Below are 15,910 nucleotides of genomic sequence, written 5' to 3'. Positions count from 1 at the left end.
AAGCATCGCTTCGGACGCTTTTTTTATGCCCAAGATTTAAATTGGTAAAATAAATAGTTAAAAAATTATATTTCTTTTTAAGTAACCGGTGTACAGAAAGTCAAAAATGATAATTCACTTTATCTTGGCCTTTTACCTTTCATCTCTCTTTTTTCTTTGATTCGTCCTTGAAATCAGCCGTTTCGCGCCTAATTTCTTGAACCTCATCGATCTCCTTTCGACCTTTGTCCTTCTGATTTAGCGATTATTTCTTATAAAAAACTTAGGAAACTCTGAACTTAAAAAAAGTTTCCGCCGTTTTTTGCTTGAAATAGTCATAAATACGTGGAAGTTAAAGAACGCATTCTGCTGAAAGCTGAAGCCCTCTTCTGGAAATTTGGCACGCGAAGTATAACCATGGATGATATTGCCCGGGAGGTTGGTATTTCGAAAAAGACGATCTATCAGCACTTTACGGACAAAGACGATATTGTTTATCAAGTCATTCAGTATAGGGTTGAAAAAAACCGTGATAATGTCCAGTGTAAAATTGCCGATGCCCATGACCCCATTGAAGAAATTCTGATTGCTTCTGAAATGATGCGTGAACATACCGGAGGTATGAATCCCTCATTGATGATTGATATTCAGCGCCATTATCCCAGAGCCTGGGAATTATGCAGGGAGTTTAGAGAAAAATTTCTTCTCGAATCGATTCGATCAAATTTGAAACGTGGTGTGCAGGAAGGACTTTATCGTCCGGAGATTGATGTGGAAGTGATGGCGCGTTTGCGGCTTGAGTTGCTGCGACTCGGATTCGACTCCGAAGTTTTCCCGACCGGCCGGGCCGGCATGATTGAAGTTCAGATCCAACTGCTCCATCATTTCATCCGGGGCATACTTACCGAAAAGGGCTTATCCATCTACAACCAGTACATTAAACAATATCAAAATGATCCGACTTCCGTTTCCCAATAGAATCATCTTCAGTTTGTTTCTGGGAATAGGCGTGGCCGGCTCGGCGATGGCCCAGCAACCACGGGACTTTTCTTTGAACGAGGCTATTCAATTTGCAACCCAGCAGAACCTTAACGTCAGGAATACGCAGTTGGATGCTCTGAGTGCCGAAGCCCGTATCAAGGAGATTCGCGGAGTAGCCCTGCCCCAGGTGAATGTGAATGGGCAGGTCACCTACAACGCCATTATTCAGCGGTTTATCCTTCCGGCGGGCGGCTTTGGGCCCTCTCCGGATACATCGGGCCGATCTGATGCCGTCACGGCCATTCCATTCGGTGTCAAACTCCAGGGCAGCATCGCGGCAAGTCTGAACCAGCTTTTATTCGACGCTTCGTATAAGATCGGCCTCAAGGCAGCCTCAACCTACCGGGAACTGGCCCAGAAAAATATCACGGCTTCAAAAATTACGGTAGCCGAGCAGGTGGCCAAAGCCTATTACGGGGTGCTGGTCAGTTCGGAGCGAATCAAACTGCTTGACCTGAATATTTCCCGGGTGGATACGCTGCTGAGGGAAACCAATGAATTGAGACGACAGGGATTCGTGGAAAAACTCGACGTGGACCGGCTGGAAGTTCAGTTGAATAACCTGAAAACCGAACGCCAGAACGTGCAGAATCTGGTCGATCTGAGCTACTACCTGCTAAAATTCCAGATGGGGTTACCGGTGAATACGTCCATCCGGCTTACGGATAAGGTGGAGACGTACGGACAGCAGGACCTGGACCGGGCCGCCGTGCTGGACTCGGCGTTCGACTATGGACAGCGGATCGAGTATTCGACGCTTCAAACGCAAACCCGCCTTGCCGATCTGGACCTGCAAAGCATCGGGAAACAATATTATCCGCGCCTGACGGCGGCCGCTACCTACGGACATAACAACGGCCGGAACAACTTTATGGATTTCTGGACGACCCAATGGTTCAATTCCGCAGCCATCACCGTCAACCTGAACATCCCGGTATTCGACGGCTTCCAGAAACGGTATGCGGCTCAGCAACGGAAGATTACGCTGGATAAGGTGCGCCAGAGCGGGGAACTGCTGAAGAACTCCATCGACCTTCAGATCAGGCAGGCATCCATTACGCTGGCCAATAACCTCCAGACACTGCAAACGCAGAAGCGGAATATGGATCTGGCCCAGGAGGTGGTTCGTGTAACCCGCATCAAGTACAAGGAGGGCGTCGGTTCCAATATCGAGGTGCTGAATGCCGAAACCTCTTATCGGGAAGCGCAGACCAACTATTTTGCCTCGCTGCTCGATTATATGATTACGAAAGTAGATCTGGACAAAGCCCTTGGTAAACTCTACACCGGACAATAATTACAATACATCCCATCTTTTCAAGACGGTATTTCAGCCAAAACCATATGAAATCATACTACGCTATCGGACTGGCCGCCACTTTATTCCTGGCCTGTTCCTCTGAAAAAAAATCGGACCCTGCATCGAAAAAACAGGAACTCGCCGAGTTGAAAAAACAGCAGACCGAGCTTTCGGCGAAGATCAAGTCGCTGGAGACTGAACTTGCCAAATCGGACCCTACGCAGGCGGAGCAGGTCAAAGTGAAAGATGTGGTCGTGGCTCCGCTGACGGCTACGACGTTTAAACACTTCGTGGAACTTCAGGGCACGATCGATGCCAAAAACAACGTACAGGTAAGCCCAAAATCAGGAGGCCCGATTACGGCCGTGTATGTGAAAGAGGGCGATGCCGTCCGGGCCGGTTCGGTGCTGGCCAAGATCGACGATCAGATCCTCCGGGAATCCATTGAGGAAATCCGCAATCAGCTCACGCTGGCCAATACGGTTTATGAAAAGCAGGCCAACCTATGGAAACAGCAGATCGGCACTGAAATTCAGTACCTACAGGCCAAAAATAACAAGGAAGGGCTCGAAAAACGGCTGGTGACGCTGAATGCCCAGCTTTCGCAATCGAACGTCACCTCGCCGATTTCCGGGGTCGTCGATCAAGTCAACGTGAAAGCCGGCGAAACCGCCATGCCGGGCATGGGTATCGTCCGGGTGGTCAATCTGTCTCAGTTGAAGGTGGTCGCCAAAGTGGCTGATACCTACGCGGGCAGCGTCCGGAATGGTGACCCGGTAGTCGTTCGCTTCCCCGATGTCAACAAAGAACTTACCACCCGGATCAATTTCGTTTCGACGACCGTCGATCCGCTTTCCCGGACGTTTACCATCGAGGCTCCCCTGCCGTCGGATAACGGTCTGAAGCCGAATATGCTGGCGCAGGTAAAAATCAACGACGTCTCGAAACCCAAAGCGATCGTGATTAATCAGAACCTGGTGCAGAGCACGGAAAACGGGCAGCTGGTCTACGTAGCGGTCAATGAAGGCGGGAAGAAAGTGGCGAAGGCGCGTCCCGTCAAGCTGGGTTTGAGCTATGGCGGACAGGTGGAAGTAACGGAGGGCTTACAGGCGGGTGACCAGCTCATCATGCAGGGCTATCAGGAACTGGTTGACGGCCAGCCCATCAACTTTTAGAATCGGATTCCTATCCAGTCAATGGCGATAACCAAACCAAGGCCATGAAATTTGAACAATATAAAACCCTGAGTTTCACCAACTGGTGCGTAGAGAACCGGACGGCGATCTACATCTTCACGTTCATTATCACCATGGGTGGGTTATTCATCTACAATAACCTGCCCAAGGAGCAGTTCCCGGATATCAAGATTCCGCAGATCTACATTAACACGGTATATTTCGGAACGGCTCCGGCCGACGTGGAGAACACCATCAACAAACCGATTGAGAAACAGCTGAAATCCGTCACGGGCGTAAAGAAGATTAAATCCAACGCTCTGCAGGACGTTTCGGTCATTCTGGTCGAATTCAACCCGGATGTGCAGGTTTCGGATGCCCTCCAGCGCGTTCGGGATGCCATCGACAAGGCCCGGCGCGACCTGCCCCAGAAGCTGGACAACGGACCGACGGCCCAGGACGTCAACTTCTCGGAGTTCCCGATCATGAACGTTAACCTGGCCGGTAACTTCTCGCTGAAACAACTGAAGGAATATGCCGAAGACCTCCAGGATGCCATCGAGGCCCGCCCGGAAATCAGCCGGGTGGATATTGTCGGAGCCCTCGAACGTGAAATTCAGATCAACGTGGACCTTCCCCGGATGCAGTCGGCCGGCCTGGCTTTCTTTGATATCCAGCAGGCGGTTCAGGGCGAAAACATCAACGTTTCGGGCGGTGACCTGAACGTCGACGGCGTGCGACGGACGCTGCGGGTAAAAGGGGAATTCAGCGACGTTCAGCAGCTTCAGGAACTGCAGATCCGGACGGCGACCGGAGCCACGGTTCGTCTGGGGGATGTGGCCCAGGTGCAGGACAGCTTCGAAGATCAGCAGGATTTTGCCCGTCTGGCCGGTAAATCCGTCGTGACGCTGAACGTGATCAAGCGGGCCGGAGCCAACCTGATTTCGGCGGCCGACGGCATTGAAGAGATCATTGCCGAATACAAGAGCAGCCGCTTTCCGCAGGGGCTGGACATCAAGGTAACGGCCGATCAGTCGGAACGGACCCGGGCCGACCTCCACGACCTGGTCAATACGGTCGTTCTGGGCTTTATTTTCGTGGTCCTGGTCCTGATGTTTTTCATGGGGGTACGGGACGCCATCTTCGTGGCCCTTTCGGTACCGCTGTCGGCGCTGGTGGCTTTCGTCTGCATGCCCATCGTCGGCCCGATCGTCGGAACGACCTTTACTCTCAACACCATCGTGCTGTTTGCCTTTCTGCTGGGGCTGGGGATCGTGGTGGACGACGCCATCGTGGTTATTGAAAACACCCACCGGCTCTTTAACCTGAACAAGGACTGGGACATCAAGAAGTCGGTGAAAGCCGCTGCGGGCGAGGTATTCATTCCGGTATTGTCGGGAACCCTGACGACCATCGCTCCGTTCTTCCCGCTGCTGTTCTGGCCGGGCATCGTCGGGGAGTTTATGAAGTTTCTGCCCCTGACGCTCATCCTGACGCTGTTCGCGTCGCTGTTCGTCGCCTACGTCATGAACCCGGTATTTGCCGTGACCTTCATGAAACGGCACGAAGACGACCATCATGAAGACAAACAGAGCTTCCGGGCCATCCGCCGGCCGCTGATCATCATGGCCGTGCTGGCCGTGCTGGGCTACCTGATCGACCGGGGTATCGGTAACCTGTTCGTGGCCCTGATCGTTCTGTATACGTTCAACCACTATGTGCTGACCCCGCGCATCATCGTTCCTTTCCAGGAGAACCTGCTGCCGGGACTCAAAAACGGCTATCGGAAGCTGATCTCCTGGATTCTGACGGGCTGGCGGCCGGTCTGGGCCATCCTCAGCATGTTTGTACTGCTGATCGGTACGTTCATGCTGATGGGCGTGGTGCAGCCGAAGGTAATCTTTTTCCCGAGTGGCGAACCCGACTATGTCTACGTTTACAACGTGATGCCGGTGGGAACGGATGCCCGGGTGACCGATTCGGTCACGAAAGTAATCGAGAAACGGATCTTCAAGGTACTGGACGAAAACAATGCTACCGATATCGTCAACTCGGTCATTGCCAACGTCGGTAAAAACGCCGGCGACCCGTTCAACCCGGACCGGTCCGATACCCCGCATAAGTCGAAGGTGACGGTCGCATTCGTAAAGAACGAAGACCGCCACGGCCTGTCGACGCAGGAGGTTCTGAATAAGGTCCGGACGGCCATGCAGGGTATTCCGGGTACCGAAATCTCGGTGGAACGGGAAAACAATGGTCCGCAGACCGGTAAACCCATTGCGATTGAAATTGCCGGGGATGATTTCAAAACGCTTCAGAATCTGGAAAAGCAGGTTCGCCAGCGGATCACTCAGGCCGGCATCGAGGGGATCGACCAGCTGAAATCCGACCTGATTACCAACAAACCGGAGATCGTGATCAACATCGACCGCGAAAAGGCGGAACGGGAAGGGATTTCGTCTTCGCAGGTTGCGATGGCCGTTCGGACCGCCCTTTTCGGTCTGGAAGTATCGAAGTTCCGGGACGACAAGGACGAGTATCCGATCATGGTCCGGCTGAAACCGGACGACCGCAGCCAGATCGAACAACTGCTGAGTCTGAACATGGTCTACCGGGATATGAATGCAGGGGGCCAGCTGCGCCAGGTTCCTATCCAGTCCGTCGCCGATATCAGCTACTCGACCACCTTCAGCCAGATCAACCGGCAGAACCAGGAGCGGGTGGTTACGCTGAGTTCCGACGTCGTTCCGGGCTACAACGCCAACGAGATCGTTCAGCAGATTCAGGAAGTGGTGCGGGACATCGAGGTTCCGAACGGCTATGTGGTCCGGATGGGCGGTGAGCAGGAACAGCAGCAGGAATCGGCGCAATTCCTGATGACGGCCTTCGGTGCCGCCATCCTGCTGATCTACCTGATCCTGTCGACGCAGTTCAACTCGGCCGTCAAGCCGCTGATTATCTTCGTAACCATCCTGCTGTCGCTGATCGGGGTGCTTCTGGGCTTCATGATTACGGGCAAAACGTTCTCGATCATCATGTCCGGGGTCGGCATCATCGCCCTGGCCGGTATTGTGGTGAAGAACGGGATTCTGCTCATCGAGTTCATCGAGGAACTCCGCGGACGCGGCATGCCGCTGCGGGAAGCGATCATCGAAGCCGGCGGGATTCGTCTGACGCCGGTGTTGCTGACGGCCTCAGCCGCCGTTCTGGGGCTGATCCCGCTGGCTCTCGGTCTGACCATCGACTTCGTCGGACTGTTCCGGGATTTCGATCCGCACGTGCTGATCGGTGGTGACAGCGCCGTCTTCTGGAACATTCTGGCCTGGACCATCATCTACGGTCTGACCTTTTCGACGGTTCTGACGCTGGTGATCGTTCCCTGTATGTACTGGCTCAACGAGCGCGTCAAAGCCCGGTTTGTGAAAAAAACCGCCGAACCCGCCCCGGAGCCGGAGTTCGTCAATGAATAATCGACCAAAACACTGAACCAAACCCCACAGCCTCCGTTTACGCTGTGGGGTTTATTTTTCTGCCATTATGAACCGTATCGTTTTGTTTTTTATCGTATCCGCCGTTCTTCTGCTGCTGGACTGGTATGTTTTTCAGGCCATCAAAACCGTAACACGCTCGGCCGGCGAAACCACCCAGCGCATCGTCACCTACCTCTACTGGGGATTTACTGCTCTCACCATCATCACCTACCTGACCATGCAGCTGCTGCCGCCCGATGCGGTCGGGCGTGTGGCCCGAAGCTTTATCTGGACGGCCATTCTGATTCCCTATTTTTCAAAAGTATTCGCCATCCTGTTCATTCTGGTGGATGACCTGGGCCGGTTTGTCCGCTGGGTGGCCTCGCTGTTCTACAGCCCCGACGTCCGGGCTGCGGTGAACGACACCAGTCGGGAAACCATTCCGGCTGCGAACAACGTCATTCCCCGCTCGGAATTTCTGATGAAAACCGCCCTTATTGCCGGAGCCGTTCCGCTGGTGGCGTTCACCTACGGCATCGTGTCGGGCGCTCACGATTACCGCATCCGGCGCATCCGGCTGTCCCTGAAAAATCTCCCTTCCGGTTTCGACGGCCTGAAGATCGCGCAGCTGTCGGATATCCATTCCGGGAGCTTTTTCAACAAAACCGCCGTGAAGGGCGGGGTGGATCTGCTGCTCGGCGAGAAACCGGACCTGGTGTTCTTTACGGGCGACCTCGTCAATAATACCGCCGATGAGGTGCAGGATTACATCGACATCTTCAGAAAGGTGAAGGCTCCGTTGGGCGTCTATTCGACGCTCGGCAATCACGATTACGGCGATTACGTCAACTGGCCGAGCCAGGACGCCAAGCGGAAGAACCTGCAGAACCTCATGGCGGCTCACAAGCTGCTGGGCTGGAATCTGCTGCTGGACGAGAACCGGATTTTAGAACAAAACGGCGACACAATCGCTTTAATAGGCATTCAGAACTGGGGGGCGGGGGCCCGCTGGCCGAAGTACGGCAATCTGGCCCAAGCGTATAAAGGGGCGGAGGAACAGCCGGTTAAGTTGCTGCTTTCCCACGACCCGAGCCACTGGGATGCGCAGGTGCGGCCTCAGTTTCCGGATATCGACGTCATGTTCGCCGGGCATACCCACGGAATGCAGTTTGGCGTGGAGGTCGGCACTATCCGGTGGAGCCCTTCGCAGTATGTGTACAGGCAGTGGGCCGGATTGTATACGGAGGGCAATCAGTATCTTTACGTCAACCGGGGCTACGGCTATCTGGGCTACCCGGGGCGGGTCGGAATTCTGCCGGAGGTCACCATTTTTGAGTTGAAGAAAGCCTGATGCCGATTTCCTGATGAAAACGATTAACTTATCGACACGCTTAACTTCCACCTTGTTTTCACTTCAGTTATGAGAAATGTGCTGTTATTGGCGGGGACATTCTGCCTCTCGCTGGCCGCCTTTGCCCAGGACCCGGCCTGCTGCCACAAACCCATCGCCGACGTATCGAACGATATGGCTATGCTGGCGAGTAATAAAGGGTTCGTAATGCTGCATGAAGAACCGCTGCCCTACACCTACCGGAGCGCGGCCGGCGACATGATTAAATTCAAAACGCCCGACGGTCAGGAAGCCAACGGGTTTCTCTTGAAAGCCAAAAACCCTTCCGACAAATGGCTGCTGGTTTACCAGGAATGGTGGGGCCTGAACGATTACATCAAGCAGGAGGCTGAAAAGCTTTACAACGACCTGACGGACGTCAACGTGCTGGCGGTGGATATGTATGACGGAAAAGTAGCCACCACCCGTGAGGAGGCTTCCAAACTCGTCCAGGCACCGCGCGAACGGCTGGGAGCCATCATGCAGGGAGCCATCGGTTTCGTCGGCCCGAACGCCAGAATAGCGAGCATCGGCTGGTGCTTCGGGGGCGGTATGTCGCTGCAATCCGCCCTGCTGGGAGGCAAGCAGGCGGTCGGCTGTGTGGTTTATTACGGGCAGCCGGAGAAAAATGTGGAGCGGCTTAAAACCCTCAATACCGACGTGCTCGGAATCTTTGGAGCGCAGGATTCCGGAATTCCGCCGGCTACCGTCGCCGAATTCGAGAAAAACATGAAGGAAGCCGGCAAAAAGGTGACCGTGAAAATGTACGACGCCCCGCATGCTTTCGCCAACCCGAGCAACCCGGGACACAACAAGGAAGCGACGGCCGATGCCTACAAGCTGACCCTTGATTATTTGAAAAATCGGCTGAAGGCATAAAAACGATTTAGGCGGTTTATGCGTTAAACTATTGTACACCAAATCAGTCTAACGGTAGCTTAAGATGGCTATCAGAAACTAACCGCTTAGACCGTTTACAACCATGAAAACGCGTAAACTGATTTCGATGCTTCCGGTGCTGCTGATTGGTCTGGTTCTGGCCAGTTGTGCTCCGGCGGCCGTCGGTGTGAGAGCCGACTACGGCTATGGACCGAATTATGGCTATGGGTATGGCTACCGGCCGTATTATTACCGCCCGGCTCCGCCCGTGATCGTGACGCCCCCACCGAGGGTATATTATGGCCGGCCGTATCGCCGGTCTTACCGGGCTCCTCAATATCGACCCCATTACCGTCAGTCTCCCCAATATCGTCAGTCTCCTCAATACGGTTATCGTTCGCCGAGAAGCCGGGGGCCGCGTTAAGGCGGGAAGGTTGACAAATGATAACAAAAATACCGACACGAAAGGGTCGGTATTTTTGTTATATATTCTTCGGTTTCGTGCTCAGGAAAAGGCCTTTGAATGGGTTTTGGGCCGATAATTAAAATTCTTTCCGTATTTTGCGTCAAAACCCGGCGTCTTTGCGTTTTAGGGTAAGGTAGTAAGAAAGCAGCAAGCAGCAGTTATGAAAAAAGTATTGATACTGGGTCTGATGGCCGGATTTCTGCTTCCGATGGAAACCCTGGCCGAAACCGCCGTTTCGACAACGGCCGCCGGCGAGGTGAAAACCGTCTCGGTCTTCAAACGCAAGAAGGCACGGGGATACCGCAAGAAAAAAGGGTTTATGTGGGGCCTGTTCCGCAAGAAAAACCCCTGCGGCTGTCCGAACCATTAAAAAACCGGGGGTCGGAGGACCTTCTGGAACAGGAATTGTACTTATAGCCGGATCAAACCGGCTTTTTGTTTTGTTATAGATTAATAAATTGTAAAAATCTGTTATTCAGCTAAAAATTCAGTAATTTTGCAGGCTGAAAAGGTCCCGACCTGAAATTGTATGCAATCCATTCGCAACATAGCTATTATAGCACACGTTGACCACGGTAAAACGACGCTGGTCGACAAAATCATTCATGCCTCCAAGATCTTTCGGGAAAACCAGGAGTTCGAGGACCTGATCCTGGACAACAACGACCTGGAGCGGGAGCGGGGTATTACCATTGTCTCGAAAAACGTTTCCGTCCGCTACAAGGATGTGAAAATCAACATCATCGACACCCCGGGCCACTCCGATTTCGGGGGCGAGGTCGAGCGGGTCCTGAAAATGGCCGACGGCGTACTGCTGCTGGTCGATGCGTTCGAAGGGCCGATGCCCCAGACGCGCTTCGTATTGAGCAAAGCCCTCCAGCTGGGCCTGAAACCGGTGGTGATCGTCAACAAGGTCGACAAGGAGAACTGCCGCCCGGAAGAGGTGCAGGAGCAGGTGTTCGACCTGATGTTCAATCTCGGCGGCACCGAAGACCAGCTGGATTTCGTAACCGTGTTCGGGTCTTCCAAACAGGGCTGGATGAGCCAGGACTGGAAAACCCCTACCGACAACATCACCTTTCTGCTCGATACGATCGTCGAGGTCATTCCGCCGGCACCCGTCAACGAGGGTTTGCCGCAGATGCAGATCACTTCCCTCGATTACTCTTCGTTCGTCGGCCGGATCGCCATCGGTCGCGTCAACCGCGGCACCCTGCGTGAAGGCGCTCAGATGGCGCTGGTGAAAGCCGACGGGTCCATCAAGAAAGTAAAGATCAAAGAACTTCAGGTGTTCGAAGGCCTGGGCAAGCAGAAAGTGGCCGAGGTGTCTTCCGGTGAAATCTGCGCCGTAACGGGTCTGGAAGATTTCGAGATCGGCGACACGCTGACCGATGCCGAGACTCCGGAAGCGCTGCCGCGTATTTCGGTCGACGAGCCGACGATGAACATGCTCTTTACCATCAACAACTCCCCGTTCTTCGGGAAGGAAGGTAAATTCGTAACGTCCCGTCACCTCCGCGACCGTCTGTTCAAGGAAACGGAAAAGAACCTGGCGCTCCGCGTCGAAACGACCGATAATGAAGATAAATTTCTGGTATTCGGCCGGGGCATTCTGCACTTGTCGGTCCTGATCGAAACCATGCGTCGCGAAGGCTACGAGCTTCAGGTCGGGCAGCCGCAGGTGATTTTTAAGGAAGACGAACACGGCAACCGGCTGGAGCCGATCGAAACGCTGGTCGTCGACGTCCCGGAAGAAACCGCCGGCAAGGTAATCGAACTGGCGACGCAGCGGAAAGGCGAACTGCTGATCATGGAGCCGAAAGGCGACCTGCAGCACCTGGAGTTCGAGATTCCGTCGCGGGGGCTGATCGGCCTGCGTTCCAACGTCCTGACCGCTACGTTCGGAGAGGCCGTCATGAGCCACCGCTTCAAGGATTTCCAGCTCTACAAAGGGCCCATCGCCGGCCGGATCAACGGTTCGCTGATTTCGATGAACGGCGGGCCGGCAACGGCTTATTCAATCGACAAACTTCAGGATCGCGGGGTTTTCTTCATCGATCCGGGCGAAGACGTGTATACGGGTCAGGTGGTCGGTGAACACAACCGCCAGAACGACATCGTGGTGAACCTCCAGAACGCCAAGAAACTGACCAACATGCGGGCTTCCGGTTCGGACGACAACGTCAAAATCACCCCCAAAATCAGCTTTTCGCTGGAGGAATCCATGGAATACATCCAGAAAGACGAATACCTGGAAATTACGCCGAAATCCATTCGGATGCGCAAAATCTACCTCGATGAGAACGAGCGGAAGCGCATGGAGAACAAAATGGCAATGGCCTGATAGAATAACCGAAAAAACCCGGCCCGATCTCATCGGGCCGGGTTTTTTGTTTTCATTAAAAACTAAGTCCGAGCCGAAAGGCAATCCGGTTGTAAACCCGGGTTTCAAATTTGTAGGTTTCGTTCCAGCCCAGCGGTTTGTCGGCTTCCGCTTCCTGGCGCTTGTAACTGAGCGATAGAATGAAGTTGGCATTCTGAGGCCGCCCGATGCGAAAACCGATGCCGGGCGAAATCACCCAGCCGCCCCGGGTTTCGTAGCCGGTGGGATCTTCGTTCAGCCAGGGAAAGCTGTAGCCTGTGTCGAGGCTGGTGAACACCCGGAGGTTCTTCTTGCCCGGCTGTGCCAGATCATACCGCACACCCGCACAAACCGGCATCAGCAAAGCCGAATGGTACCAGTCGACACCCACGGTGCCGCCGACGGCGAGCTTCGGCCGCAGCTGTACGCCGTTGAAGGTTTGGGCCGTGATGTTCTGCCGTTTGGAGACGGTTTCCGTGGCCGCTGTGACGTTATATCTCACCTGCCCGAACAGAACCCCGAATTCAGTCATGTTCGTGTAAGTGGGCTTAAAAGGGCCTTTCTGGGAAAAGGCAGGGAAAGCGAGCAGGCCGAGCAGCCCGATGCCGCAGAGAAGTCTGGTTTTCATGGTCGGCATCAGCTTTCGGGGAACGGTCGTTTCACGGGGATTTTGCTCAACAGCCGCAGCTTCCGGGGGTTGCTGTAGTCATATTGGTAAAAACCGCTCTGACCGATCACCAGCAGCGATTTGCCGAGCGGGATGACGTCGTAGGCGTGCAGCCCTTCCAACTGCTCCAGTTGGTCCAGTTTGAGCGGATCACCGGCGTTGAAGGTTTTCAACCCGTAGGCTCCTTCCGTGATGAACAGATTCGGGAAGTCGACGCCCAGGCCATGCGGGTTCTTCATGGGATAACTCCTGATCAGCCGGGGGCTGTACAGATTGGATACGTCCACGACGTCCAGCTGGTTCGTAAAGCCCTGACAGGGGGTACCCGACCGCAGCGTCACATAAGCCGTATTTTCATGGACCACCACCGGATCGCAGACGCGGGCGTGCTCGAAGGTCGACATATGCACCGGCTTTTCCGGGTTGCGGTTGTCGTAGATGTGCATCCCCGACTGAGCGCCGATGAACAGCTTGTCGCGGTAGGGGAAGATGGTTTCGATGCCCCAGCCGAGGTTCACCTTGCCGGCTTTACCCGGGTTTGACGGGGTTTTGATATCGAAAAGCTGGAGTTCCGACTGGTTGACCGTATACAGGAAGTTGTCGTACAGCGCAAACCGCGACATCGAGCCGGCCGTGCCGCTGGTGCTGCCGTTGGCCGCCTGAGCGTTGTTGAAACTCTGGGCCACTCCCCGGCTGTCGAAGACGAGGCAGTTGATACAGCCTCCGTTGGCGTTGACGGAGTTGTCGCAGTCGGTTTTGACGGTTTCCGTGACGTATTCGACCTTCTGATCGTTGATGATCTGCTGCTGCTGGTTCGGGCTCCACCAGCCGCCGTCGAACTGACCGTTCGGGAAGACGTCCTGAATCCGCTTCAGCTCCCGGACGCCCTGCGGGTTGCTGATGTCCAGCGCCACGAGGTCCATGTAACTGTCGGCATACAGCACGTTATTGCGGACGGCCATGTCGCCGTTGCCCGGTATGCGCAGGAACGAAACCATCTTCGGATCGGACGGATTCCGGTTGTCGATGACGTGAATCCCTTCCTTGATCTCGTTGATGAACAGAAAACCGTCTTTCGTGTAAATCTTGCCGGGGTTGACCAGGCTGCGGGGCGGCTCGGTCTGAACGGCCTGACGAACCTGGGCGAACGTTATCGTCATGGGCGTAAACCGCCGGAACGTGCGGGTTTCTTCACACCGGTCCGTACAGGAGGAGTAAAGAAAGGGCAGAACGGAAAGCAAAAAGTAAAGTTTCGGTCTCATAGCACAGGGTTATTTGGAAATGTACTATCATGACCCCGCTGATTCTGAAACAGTTGGATTCGAGACAAAAAAATTGCCCGACTGGCAGGGCCGTCGGGCAATCCGATTTGCACAATGAATCAGAGGTCAGATCTTTACTACGGTATTGATGATTCCGGAGGAAACCGGCTGGTGTGAGCCTGCACCGGCTTCACTCCGTTTATCAGGTTGTATTAATTCGTTTTTTCAAAGGTCAGAATGCCCGGTTTCTCTCCCTCGGCGATCAGACGAAGCCGGTTGCCGGCCATCTCAAAGCGTTTCACCGCCCTGAGCTTTTCGAAGTAATCGAATTCGAACTGCATGGCGTCGGCTGGTCCGGCCATTTTCGTGCTGCCGATCGCGCTGATCGTCACCTGGTCGGACGTCTTCGAGCCGGTCAGGGCACCGAAGTAATGGTTCACCGACGAGCGGCCGCCGATGCGGTAGGCCACCGCGTTTTTGACTTCCGTTCCGGCCGAATCGGGGCTGATCTCCAGCGTCACCTCGAATTTAGAAGCCGGTTCGGCCAGCCGGTATTTTCCGGCGATGGTTTCGATGGACACGGGCTGAACCGTCGAATCGCTGCCCCGGTCGCAGCCGGCGGCCATCAGGAATAAACCGGTAATCAGGGCGAGAATCGTTCTCATAACGAAGTCGTTTTCGGATCGACGATTTTACCCATGAACAGAACCGAGCCGGTCTGCTTTTCGGTAATCATGACTACGAAAGGCCGGTCGCAGACCAGTGAGGGCGGCATGGAAGTCAATTCGACGCCGATGCTCGTGACCGCGGCCGCTTCCGTTCCCTTCTCATCCACCGCCACAAAGGTGTTCTGTTTTACGAAGCTGACCTTTAGCCCCTGGCCTTTGCTGATCTTCGAGAAGTTGGCCCCGTCGGTAAAGGCTGTGGGCATGCCCATCTTCGCCAGCACATCATTGAGGAAGCTCTCGTATTCCAGCGTAAACTTCGGCAGGCCCACCAGCACCTTGCTCTCCTTCATGGCGTTCTGCAGCTCGCTCCATTCGCCGGCATTCAGGCTGTTGATCAACGCGTCGGCAGACGAGTTTTCGTTCGGCAGCAGTACCGTCATGGTGTAGGTGCCGTCGCCGTAGGGCAGGTCGAAGGCTCCGTAGGTCGGGCGGAAGGCATGACGCAGGTTGGCGTTCATGCTCATCATCCGTACCTGTTTCTGCGTGCCGGATTCCGACCGGAACGGCGAATCGTAGGTATTTTTCGGTTCGAACTGGTATTTCCAGTCGCCTTTGAAATACAGCGCATTCAGCAGAAACATCACCTGCTCGTCCCGAATCTCCGTAATCACCTTCCTGATTTTGGCGTTCGTATTGTCGCTCGCCCATTGGTTGATCTTATTCATCACCGGGGCAGGGTTGCCGAAATCCTCCCCCGACACCTGAGCGCTGAAGGATTTCCGGGCCTCGTCCAGAAAAGCCGGCTCCACGGAGAAGCCGTTCCGGTACCAGATGGAATTGGCAAGCTTTGTTGTTACTTTCGGATCAGCGGTGGGCAGCCCCTTGATCAGCATCTCATAGGTTTGGTTGGCGTCGGCCAGCGATACGCCTTCCAGACGCATCGCTTTTTTCATCTCTTCCGCCGTCTGGCCGTCGGCCCCGTTCAGGAGCATACCGAGCGCCATGTGCAGGCTCAGCGGGGAAATGAAAATATTTTCGTCCTTCTTCTGCTGGTCGTTGACCCGTTTCAGGAAGTCGAAGGAGAAGTCGTTGGTCTTTTGGGCAAACTGCCGGGCCTGGGGCGTCGAGGGCAGCGGGTTTCCGCCGGGATTGGGTGCATTCTCATTCCGGCAGCCCGCCGTCGTCAGCAGAAACCCGGCCGTTGCGGCCAGCACCGTATTCTTTAAAAAAGCTACTTTTCTCATCACAAAT

13 protein-coding genes are annotated in these 15,910 nt (G+C 54.6%); 9 read left to right on the top strand and 4 right to left on the bottom strand.

The window, feature by feature from the left end:
* Positions 1 to 324: 324 nt before the first annotated feature.
* The 9 genes from DX909_RS21620 to typA all read left to right on the top strand — a co-directional run bounded on the left by DX909_RS21620 (position 325) and on the right by typA (position 12,044).
* Positions 325 to 957 carry a TetR/AcrR family transcriptional regulator gene (locus tag DX909_RS21620; RefSeq protein WP_128547300.1) on the top strand — a complete coding sequence of 211 codons (633 nt, stop codon included), beginning with the start codon at positions 325 to 327 and terminating at the stop codon, positions 955 to 957.
* Entirely contained in the window at positions 932 to 2,317 is a 1,386-nt protein-coding gene (locus DX909_RS21615) for a TolC family protein (RefSeq protein ID WP_206513031.1), read from the top strand. The genes DX909_RS21620 and DX909_RS21615 overlap by 26 nt, the downstream gene beginning before the upstream one ends.
* A 47-nt stretch (positions 2,318 to 2,364) precedes the next feature.
* A complete protein-coding gene (locus DX909_RS21610; RefSeq protein ID WP_128547299.1) occupies positions 2,365 to 3,495 on the top strand; it encodes an efflux RND transporter periplasmic adaptor subunit in 1,131 nt (376 codons plus the stop codon).
* Positions 3,496 to 3,539: 44 nt separating this feature from the next.
* Complete coding sequence (locus DX909_RS21605) at positions 3,540 to 6,965, top strand: efflux RND transporter permease subunit (RefSeq protein WP_128547298.1); 3,426 nt, start codon at positions 3,540 to 3,542, stop codon at positions 6,963 to 6,965.
* A 67-nt stretch (positions 6,966 to 7,032) separates the two neighbouring features.
* Positions 7,033 to 8,316 (top strand): metallophosphoesterase, encoded by a 1,284-nt coding sequence (locus tag DX909_RS21600; protein ID WP_128547297.1) that lies wholly within the window; start codon positions 7,033 to 7,035, stop codon positions 8,314 to 8,316.
* Between the two features lie 69 nt (positions 8,317 to 8,385).
* Positions 8,386 to 9,234 carry a dienelactone hydrolase family protein gene (locus tag DX909_RS21595; RefSeq protein WP_128547296.1) on the top strand — a complete coding sequence of 283 codons (849 nt, stop codon included), beginning with the start codon at positions 8,386 to 8,388 and terminating at the stop codon, positions 9,232 to 9,234.
* A 103-nt stretch (positions 9,235 to 9,337) separates the two neighbouring features.
* Positions 9,338 to 9,658, top strand: coding sequence for a hypothetical protein (locus tag DX909_RS21590; RefSeq protein ID WP_128547295.1), 321 nt, complete (start codon positions 9,338 to 9,340; stop codon positions 9,656 to 9,658).
* Positions 9,659 to 9,860: 202 nt separating this feature from the next.
* The gene (locus DX909_RS21585; protein ID WP_128547294.1) at positions 9,861 to 10,070 is read left to right on the top strand and encodes a hypothetical protein; all 210 of its coding nucleotides are present in this window, start codon (positions 9,861 to 9,863) and stop codon (positions 10,068 to 10,070) included.
* A gap of 159 nt (positions 10,071 to 10,229) precedes the next feature.
* The gene (typA, locus tag DX909_RS21580; protein ID WP_128547293.1) at positions 10,230 to 12,044 is read left to right on the top strand and encodes a translational GTPase TypA; all 1,815 of its coding nucleotides are present in this window, start codon (positions 10,230 to 10,232) and stop codon (positions 12,042 to 12,044) included.
* 55 nt (positions 12,045 to 12,099) lie between these two features.
* On the opposite strand, the gene DX909_RS21575 is transcribed toward typA, so the two are convergent.
* The 4 genes from DX909_RS21575 to DX909_RS21560 all read right to left on the bottom strand — a co-directional run bounded on the left by DX909_RS21575 (position 12,100) and on the right by DX909_RS21560 (position 15,903).
* Positions 12,100 to 12,690 (bottom strand): hypothetical protein, encoded by a 591-nt coding sequence (locus tag DX909_RS21575; protein WP_128547292.1) that lies wholly within the window; start codon positions 12,688 to 12,690, stop codon positions 12,100 to 12,102.
* A gap of 8 nt (positions 12,691 to 12,698) precedes the next feature.
* Entirely contained in the window at positions 12,699 to 13,991 is a 1,293-nt protein-coding gene (locus DX909_RS21570) for an LVIVD repeat-containing protein (protein WP_128547291.1), read from the bottom strand.
* Between the two features lie 212 nt (positions 13,992 to 14,203).
* Positions 14,204 to 14,656, bottom strand: coding sequence for an META domain-containing protein (locus DX909_RS21565; RefSeq protein WP_128547290.1), 453 nt, complete (start codon positions 14,654 to 14,656; stop codon positions 14,204 to 14,206).
* Positions 14,653 to 15,903, bottom strand: a complete 1,251-nt coding sequence (locus tag DX909_RS21560; protein ID WP_128547289.1) for a serpin family protein — start codon at positions 15,901 to 15,903, stop codon at positions 14,653 to 14,655. The genes DX909_RS21565 and DX909_RS21560 overlap by 4 nt, the downstream gene beginning before the upstream one ends.
* Positions 15,904 to 15,910: the final 7 nt, after the last annotated feature.

Origin of the sequence: Larkinella soli (assembly GCF_003703975.1) — a bacterium.
Classification (GTDB): Bacteria; Bacteroidota; Bacteroidia; order Cytophagales; family Spirosomataceae; genus Larkinella; species Larkinella soli.
The sequence above is the reverse complement of the archived record's forward strand: the minus strand, read 5'-3'. Positions and strand labels throughout refer to the sequence as shown.